This is a genomic window from Microcystis sp. LEGE 08355 (assembly GCF_015207185.1).
GTDB lineage: Bacteria > Cyanobacteriota > Cyanobacteriia > Cyanobacteriales > Microcystaceae > Microcystis > Microcystis panniformis.
The window spans coordinates 1-8,180 of sequence record NZ_JADEXI010000173.1 but is presented as its reverse complement, the minus strand read 5'-3'; the positions used below and the strand labels follow the sequence as shown (position 1 = coordinate 8,180).

The window sequence follows — 8,180 nt, the reverse complement described above, 5'->3', positions numbered from 1 at the left end:
CAGTTATCAGTTATCAGTTATCAGTTATCAGTTATCAGTTATCAGTTATCAGTTATCAGTTATCAGTTATCAGTTATCAGTTATCAGTTATCAGTTATCAGTTATCAGTTATCAGTTATCAGTTATCCGATTAATTAGCCATTGTTCTAGTTATTATCACCTTGTTCTGGCTGATGGCTTCAGCTAATTACCTAGAAAATTCCCTTGAAACCCTGTTCTTTTCTAGAAGTGATAGCAACATCTCCCGATCCGCTCTATGAAAATCAGAAAATTTTCTATATTTTTGCATCCGATTCTAAGTTTTCAATTAACCTTAAATTAAAGCCCTAAGTAGGTGGGTGGAATTAAATATAAGATGAACGTAGGTTGGGTTGAAGCATGAAACCCAACGCCCGCATAGTTTACGCTACCGCTAACCCATCCTAGAAATAATTGTGCCTCCCTACTTAGGGCTTAGATAGAAGCCATTCAGGAGACAAGGATATTTATGAAAGCCAAAATTGCGATCGCTTGTCAGGGAGGCGGCAGTCAAACTGCTTTTACTGCCGGCGCCTTGAAAGCATTATTTGACAATAAAGTGCAAGATTACTTTAATATTGTCAGTCTCAGTGGTACTTCTGGCGGTGCTATCTGTGCATTTTTCACCTGGTATGCTCTCAAAAAAGGTGATAGCGTCGTTTGGAAAAGAATGATTGATTTTTGGGAAGATAATAGCGCTCGAACTCCCCAAGAACAACTATTTAATGACTCAGCTATTAAAGCTCTAGAATTAGCCAGCAAAGGATTAATTCCCCAGTATAATCTCAGTCCTTCCTCTCCGATTACTAAAACCTTATTTTCTATAGCTACCTATGGTTTACGCAGTCGCTTTACCAACTTTGATCAGTTACTAAGAGCGCATATTGATTTCTCGGAATTAGCCACTTGGGGAGCTAAACCAGAACCACCAATTTTATTAATGGGGGCCTGTAATGTCCTGACAGGAAAATTAAGTAAATTTAACTCGCGCGAGGAAGCAGTTAAAATTGAACATATCCTAGCTTCTGCTTGTGTTCCTAACATTTTTCCTGCTGTCACCATTGAAACTATGGCCTACTGGGATGGACTATTTTCCGATAATCCCCCCATCCGTTCTTTAATTCGCCGTGAATTTGTTGGAGTCGAAAATATTCCCGATGAAATTTGGGTAATTAAAATTAATCCCACCTCCAGAGATAAGATCCCCGTGCAATCCGATGATATTGCTGATCGCCGTAATGAATTAGAAGGCAATGTTTCCCTATTTCAAGGTCTCGATCAGATTGAGTTGATCAATCAATTATTTCTTAAAGGAGCATTTAAAGAGGAATACTTGCGCGAGATCGCCTTAACAGAACCATTAAAAATTCCTAAATCTTTCCCAGAAGATCCCGATCGAGATTACCATATTCCTATGATCGAAATGTCGGCGGAATTAGCCGATAGTCTCAACTATGAAAGTAAACTCGATCGCTCTCCTGCCAATATCCAGCGTCTGATCGCTGACGGCGAAAAACAGGGAAAACAGTTTCTAGAACATCGACTAAAAGCTATGGGTTTAAGATAATTTTTGAGGTTTCAAAAACGGCAAAAATAAGGATTAAATTGCACAAAATCCTTAAATAGACCATTCAGTTGATTATTATTCATTCTTAATTCTCCTGACTACTGACTACTGACGACTGGCTACTGACTCCTGACTACTGACTACTGACTACTGGCTACTGACTCCTAACCCTAACAACAATTTTTTATTTTTATAAGAGGTCTAATGATCACTGATTTTCATTGACTAATACCCGTCCGGATAGATCGTAAATCATAATATCCCATTGCCCATTTTTTGCCGCTTCAAAAGCCACTTTAGAACCATCGGCACTGATGATCGGATTGCGTACTTCTGCGAGGAGATCGGGAGCAATTTCCCTTCTCTGTTCAGTTTGTCGATCGTACAGATAAATAGTCGTTTTTCCCTGACGACTAGCAGTAAAAACGATATAACGACCATCTTCACTAATGGAAGGACTAGAAGCGATCTGATCGAGAGAATTTAGGCCGGGTAAAGGCAGTAAACGGCGATCGATGGCATCAAAAAGATAGATAGCTTGGGAACCATTGCGATCAGAAGCAAAAACGAGATAGCGAGAGGCAAGATAGGGAGTTAATTCACTAGCAGCACTGTTTAAACTTCTCCCCCCTCGATCGAAAGGAAAGGACAATAAACTGGGATAACCCGCACATCCAGTTAACCAACTAATTACAGCAACAAGACTAATAAAAAAATAACGTTTCACGGTTTGGGACTTTCAACGGGACTGCCATCGGCAATATCTAACTCGATATTCGGACCGCGATCAAGAACCTCCACATCCCATTGTCCCCGACGAGCGGATTCAAAGACAAGATAACGACCATCGGGACTAAGACGGGGATTTCGCAACCAACCGCGATAATTTTGACTCAATAACTCAGAACGATCGGTAATGCGATCATATAAAGCGATGACGGGACGACCTTCAATAATCACCACATAAGCCAGATAACGCCCCGTTTGGCTTAAACTAGGGCTATCGGTAATTTCTTGACCAGTATATAATCCCCCTAGGGTCTGGTATTGTTTTGTCTGCAAATCATAGAGCAGAATCTGATTACTACCGCGACGATTAGACAGCAAAGCAAGCCAACGACCATCACCGCTCAGGGCAGGTTTTTCGTCATTATAGCGACTATTGAGGTTTCCTGTAGATAAACCGGGGTTATTGAGATTACAACCGCCTATAACCCCTAAAAACAAGCAGATAAACAGGAAAAAGGGAGCTTTGGTCATCGGACTTACTCCTTAATAATCAAACCTAGTCGGATTATCATTGCTCGACTCCCGTTCACTATTATCTGGTCTCTCCCAATCTTCTTGATCGCCGGCATCCCTAGGATCGATCGGTTGATAATCGACGTATTCCCCTTTAAATGGCGGATCATCCTCAATTATTGGGCGAGGACGACGTTTTTGGCTAGTGCGGGGCGGTTTACTGCTCGTTTCTTCACTAGCGGGACGACGACGGGGACGGGGACTGGTTTCTTCCCAATCATCACCGCTACGGCGCTGATCATAAACATCTCGATCGCTAGTGGGGGAACTATTGCGGGGACGACGATTACTGGTTTTGCGACTGCTAGGATCGGCCGGCCGACGGGTGCGGGTGCTGCGGGGTTCCTCGTCCTGATAACTAGAAGTGCGGGAAGAGCGGGGATCATCGTAACCGCGTAAACGGGGATTATCTTCGTAACGTTCCTCTGGTTCGTAGGTGTCGAGGGGTTCTAATTCGGCCCGATATTCCCGACTCACAGGACGTTCATCCACAAAAGACGTGCCGCGGCGGGCCTGTTCCGTGGTTAAACCCCGCAATTTTACCGTCTCGAAGGCAAAAAACACCGCTGCCCCAGTCAGCAAAAATTGTCCGAATTGCAAAATCGGATCCAGTCGCCACCCTTGAAAAAGTAGAATTAAACCGCACAGTAAACCAACGGCGGCAAAAAATATATCATGATCCCTGGAAAGTTCCGGCCGCACCGAGCGCAGGAAGTATAATCCCGCTCCGGCCACTGCCAGAAAAATTCCTAAGATGCTGGCCGAATTCAGCCCAAAATTGACCATCTTTATCTCCCTTCTCGGTGCTTAAATTTAAGAATCGAGTCTTTATCTCTAGCCGTCAGCTTTCAGAAGCAATCCTGCTGTTTTTAACTCTAGGCATCGAGCTATATTCTAACCCCAAAGTCCAGCAATATATTAACCACCCTCGTTCACACAACTACTGTTAGGGGAGTGCGGAGATTTTATCAGTGATCAGTAGAGTTCTTGCATGATTAATTTTTGAGAGTGCGAAAATGAGAAAAATAGGCATAAAACTGCATAAAATTACTAAATAGAGCATTTAATTGATTAATGCTCATTCTTAATTCTCCTGACGACCAGCTACTGGCTCCGTTCGGCTGATCTCACGACCGAAGCCTGACTCCTCACCTAAGGTCAGATTTTTGATTTTTGCAAGAGGTCTAGTGAACAGTAATCAGTCAACTGATAACTGATAACTGAAAAGGCTGAGATTTTAACAAAATCTTTAGGAATTAACCATTGACAGGATTGACTAAATGTGATGTATGGGTTTCGGGCATTTTATTTTAACGTGATTTTTTGATCACTTTTGAGCGATCGCTGCTGCCACGACCAACTTTCATTGATGCACGTCATGGGGAATTTGTAAAGTGCGTAAGTCCTAATCTTACATAAGATTAGACAGAAAAATTTCTGTCTAATCATAAAATTAACTTAACCTAGGCAAGGGGGAATTAGCATAGAATGTGAGTATAATTCAGGCTAAGTAGATAGTCTGTTTGTATTCATAGTCCATTCAATCCATAAAATAAGGTGTGAGGATTGACCCATGTCAAAACTATTCAAGAATTTAGTAAAGGTAACTCCTTTAGTATTAGGTGCTTCCGTAGCGGCTGCTGGCAGCGCAGTGGCTCAAACTATGCCTGGTACACCTCAACTCAAGGTTGATCCAGTAGCGCAACAACAACTCGATCGCATTCAACGCGCCCAAAATAGTCAGCAGATTAATACGGGTGTTTATCAGGGTTCCATGTCCCAGGTGACTAGCGTTAACCAACTGCGGGACGTATCTCCCACCGCTTGGGCCTACGAGGCATTAAGAAGTCTTGTGGAACGTTACGGTTGTATCGTGGGTTATCCCGACCGTACCTTCCGTGGTGATCGCGCCACCACTCGTTGGGAATTTGCCGCAGGTTTAAACGCTTGTTTAAACGTCATGGAACGTTTAATTCAAGATGGTGTCGGGGTACTCAGAGAAGATATCGATAAATTAAAACGTCTTGTTCAAGAATTTGAAACCGAACTAGCGGCTTTAGGAGCTAGAGTAGATAACCTTGAACAGCGCGTTGCTTTCTTGGAAAACAATCAATTTTCCACCACCACCAAACTCAGAGGTGAGGTGATATTCAGTATCGCCGATAGCTGGGGGGGTCAAGCTTCCGTTACCAATACCGACGGGACAGTTACTGATGGCAGCAATCAAGATGAAACTCAAACAGTATTTAATAATCGGGTACGACTCAACTTTGAAACCAGCTTCACCGGTAAAGATTTGTTGAGAACCCGTTTACAAGCGGGTAACTTTAATACCACTTTCAACCAAAACGGACCGACGAGAACGAACATGACCCGTCTGGCATACGATGATGGCCGGGACAATGACGTAACCATCGATGACTTGTTCTACCGCGCTCCCATCGGCACTCCCTTCGGTAACATCACCGTTTGGGTTGGTGCTAACCAGTTAAACCTAGATGACGTTTTCATCACTGCTAACCCCTTCCTCGCCGATAGCGGTACAGGTGCTTTATCCCGCGGTCAACGCTACAATAACATCGTTTTCCGTGGTCCTTCCGGTGTTGGTGCGGCGGTCAGATTCAACATTGGCGATGTTTTCCAAGTCACAGGAACCTACCTAGCTGATGGTGGGACTAATGGTGCCAGCAATCCTAACCCGGGTAGCGGTTTATTTAACGGTTCCTACAGTACTGGCGCGCAAGTAGGTTTCTCCTTCATCAAATTTGCCGATATTAACTTCGTCTACGTTCACAGTTATCAAACTGCGGCCAGTATGAGTTCTGGTTTATTCGGTAACGTCAGCAGCCCTCTCACCGAGCGTCCCTTTGGTAACGTTGGTACTACTGCTAACCGTTTCGGTCTTCAGGCGAGCGCCCAAGTTATCCCAGGAGTCTTAAATCTAGCGGGCTGGGGTGGTTACGCCGATGCTTCGGCCACGGGAGTTAATGATGCGATCGGAGACAATAACACTGGTATCTGGTCTTGGAACCTTAACCTCTCCGTTCTCGACCTCTTTGCCGAAGGTGCGGCCCTGTCCATCGGTGGTGGTCAAGTACCCCGTTCCGACAAGGAAGATGGCACTTCCTACATGGTGGAAGCTCAGTATAAGTTCCCAGTCACCAAAAACATCCTGATTACCCCCGGTGCCTATGCGATCTTCAACGCTAACAACCGTAATAACGACACCATTTTTGTCGGTGTCCTCCGGACAACTTTCCGTTTCTAAGCTGAGTTGACGGACTTGAAAAAACGGTGGGATTTGTAGATCTCACCGTTTTTTTACTTTTAACTTTTCACTGGATATAACCATTTATGAGAAGATGATCGGAGCGTCCCAAACGCTGCTATATTTACTTCGCCTATTTAGTTGCTTATCTATGCACTCTCTGTCTTTCCCCCGTCGCACTAAAATTGTGGCCACGATCGGCCCAGCCTCGCAAAATAAGGAAACATTACGTCAGATGATCAAGGCGGGGGCGACGACATTTAGATTAAACTTTTCCCATGGCGATCACGATTACCATCGTCACAGCATTAACCTGATCCGTCAGTTAGCCTTTGAACTCAATCAACCGATTGGCATCCTTCAGGATCTGCAGGGACCAAAAATTCGTTTAGGTAAATTTGCCTGTGGGTCGATTACCCTGAAACCGGGGGAACCCTTTATCCTTACTTCTAGGGATGTGGAATGTAATCAGGAAATAAGTTCCATTAGCTATCCCTCGCTGGCCCAAGAAGTCCCAGAAGGTTCGAGAATTCTCCTCGATGATGGTAAAGTCGAAATGCGGGTGGAATCAGTGGATCGTCTGAAAGGTGATCTTTCCTGTCGCGTGGTGGTTGGGGGTGTCTTATCGAGCAATAAAGGGGTAAATTTTCCCAACGTCTATCTGTCGGTGAAAGCTTTAACCGATAAGGACAAAAAAGATTTAATGTTCGGACTGTTGTGGGATGTGGATTGGATCGCCCTCAGTTTTGTGCGTAATCCCCAAGATATCCTCGAAATTAAAGAATTAATCGCCAGCGCGGGTAAATCTATCCCCGTGATCGCTAAAATTGAAAAACACGAAGCGATCGAGGAAATGGAGGCAATTTTATCCCTCTGTGATGGTGTGATGGTGGCTAGGGGAGATTTAGGAGTAGAATTACCAGCCGAAGACGTGCCAATCCTGCAAAAACGCCTGATTAATACCGCTAATCAGCTAGGCATCCCGATTATCACCGCCACTCAAATGCTTGACAGTATGGCCAGTAATCCTCGTCCCACCCGCGCCGAGGTTTCGGACGTGGCTAATGCGATTTTAGATGGCACTGACGCGGTCATGCTTTCCAATGAAACGGCTGTGGGTCATTATCCCATCGAAGCGGTGGCAACCATGGCCCGCATTGCCGAAAGGATCGAACGGGAACAGATCAATAGTGCCGCTCGCTCTAACAATAAACAATCGATTCCTAACGCTATTTCCTCGGCAGTTAGTCAAATTGCCGAACAATTGGGGGCAGCGGCAATTATTACCCTGACAAAAACCGGCTCTACTGCCCGTAATGTCTCCCGATTTCGCCCCAAAACCCCAATTTTAGCCGTTACTCCCCATCGGGAAGTGGCACAGCAGTTACAGCTAGTTTGGGGCGTAAAACCGATGTTATTGCTCGATTTACCCTCCACTAGCCAAACTTTTCAAGTGGCGATGAATCTTGCTCAGGAAAATAACCTCCTCGCAGATGGTGATTTAGTAGTGATGACGGCGGGAACTCTGCAAGGGGTGGCCGGTTCCACGGATTTAATTAAAGTGGAAGTGGTAAAATCCCTTTTGGGCAAAGGTACGGGTATCGGCCAGGGTGTGGCTAGTGGCCGGGCGCGAGTGGCCCATAATGCCCGAGAAGTGGGTAGTTTTAGTAGTGGGGAGATTTTAGTCGTTCCCACCACCAGCGCCGAATATGTGGATATGATGCGGAAAGCTGGCGGAATTATTACCGAAGATAATGCGATGAACAATCATGCCGCTACTATCGGTTTAAAATTGGGTATTCCTGTGATTGTCGGGGTTAAAGATGCCACGAAAATTATCCGCGAAGGGGTAATCATTAGTCTCGATGCTCAACGGGGTTTAATTTATTCTGGTATTGGCAATGGCGCAGCAACTATGAAAAACTGAGTCGGTTATTAGTATTCTCCGAGACAGGAGTCAGGAGACAGGAGTAAGGAGTAAGGAGACAGGAGTAAGGAGACAGGAGTAAGGGGACAGGTTTTATT

At 44.9% G+C, this 8,180-nt stretch carries 6 protein-coding genes; 3 read left to right on the top strand and 3 right to left on the bottom strand.

The window, feature by feature from the left end:
- Positions 1-487 precede the first annotated feature (487 nt).
- Positions 488-1,585, top strand: a complete 1,098-nt coding sequence (locus IQ242_RS10845) for a patatin-like phospholipase family protein (RefSeq protein WP_193959978.1) — start codon at positions 488-490, stop codon at positions 1,583-1,585.
- A 208-nt stretch (positions 1,586-1,793) separates the two neighbouring features.
- Here the strand turns inward: IQ242_RS10845 and IQ242_RS10840 are convergent, their stop codons facing one another.
- The 3 genes from IQ242_RS10840 to IQ242_RS10830 are packed head-to-tail and all read right to left on the bottom strand — an operon-like array spanning position 1,794 to position 3,673.
- Positions 1,794-2,312, bottom strand: coding sequence for a PD40 domain-containing protein (locus tag IQ242_RS10840; protein WP_193959977.1), 519 nt, complete (start codon positions 2,310-2,312; stop codon positions 1,794-1,796).
- Entirely contained in the window at positions 2,309-2,845 is a 537-nt protein-coding gene (locus tag IQ242_RS10835) for a PD40 domain-containing protein (RefSeq protein WP_193959976.1), read from the bottom strand. The genes IQ242_RS10840 and IQ242_RS10835 overlap by 4 nt, the downstream gene beginning before the upstream one ends.
- A 12-nt stretch (positions 2,846-2,857) precedes the next feature.
- Complete coding sequence (locus tag IQ242_RS10830; protein WP_193959975.1) at positions 2,858-3,673, bottom strand: Ycf66 family protein; 816 nt, start codon at positions 3,671-3,673, stop codon at positions 2,858-2,860.
- 787 nt (positions 3,674-4,460) lie between these two features.
- On the opposite strand from IQ242_RS10830, the gene IQ242_RS10825 reads away from it, so the two are divergent.
- Together IQ242_RS10825 and pyk are read left to right on the top strand one after the other, a co-directional pair.
- On the top strand, positions 4,461-6,155 hold the full coding sequence (locus tag IQ242_RS10825; RefSeq protein ID WP_193959974.1) for an iron uptake porin: 1,695 nt from the start codon (positions 4,461-4,463) through the stop codon (positions 6,153-6,155).
- Between the two features lie 151 nt (positions 6,156-6,306).
- The gene (pyk, locus tag IQ242_RS10820) at positions 6,307-8,082 is read left to right on the top strand and encodes a pyruvate kinase (protein WP_193959973.1); all 1,776 of its coding nucleotides are present in this window, start codon (positions 6,307-6,309) and stop codon (positions 8,080-8,082) included.
- Positions 8,083-8,180 lie beyond the last annotated feature (98 nt).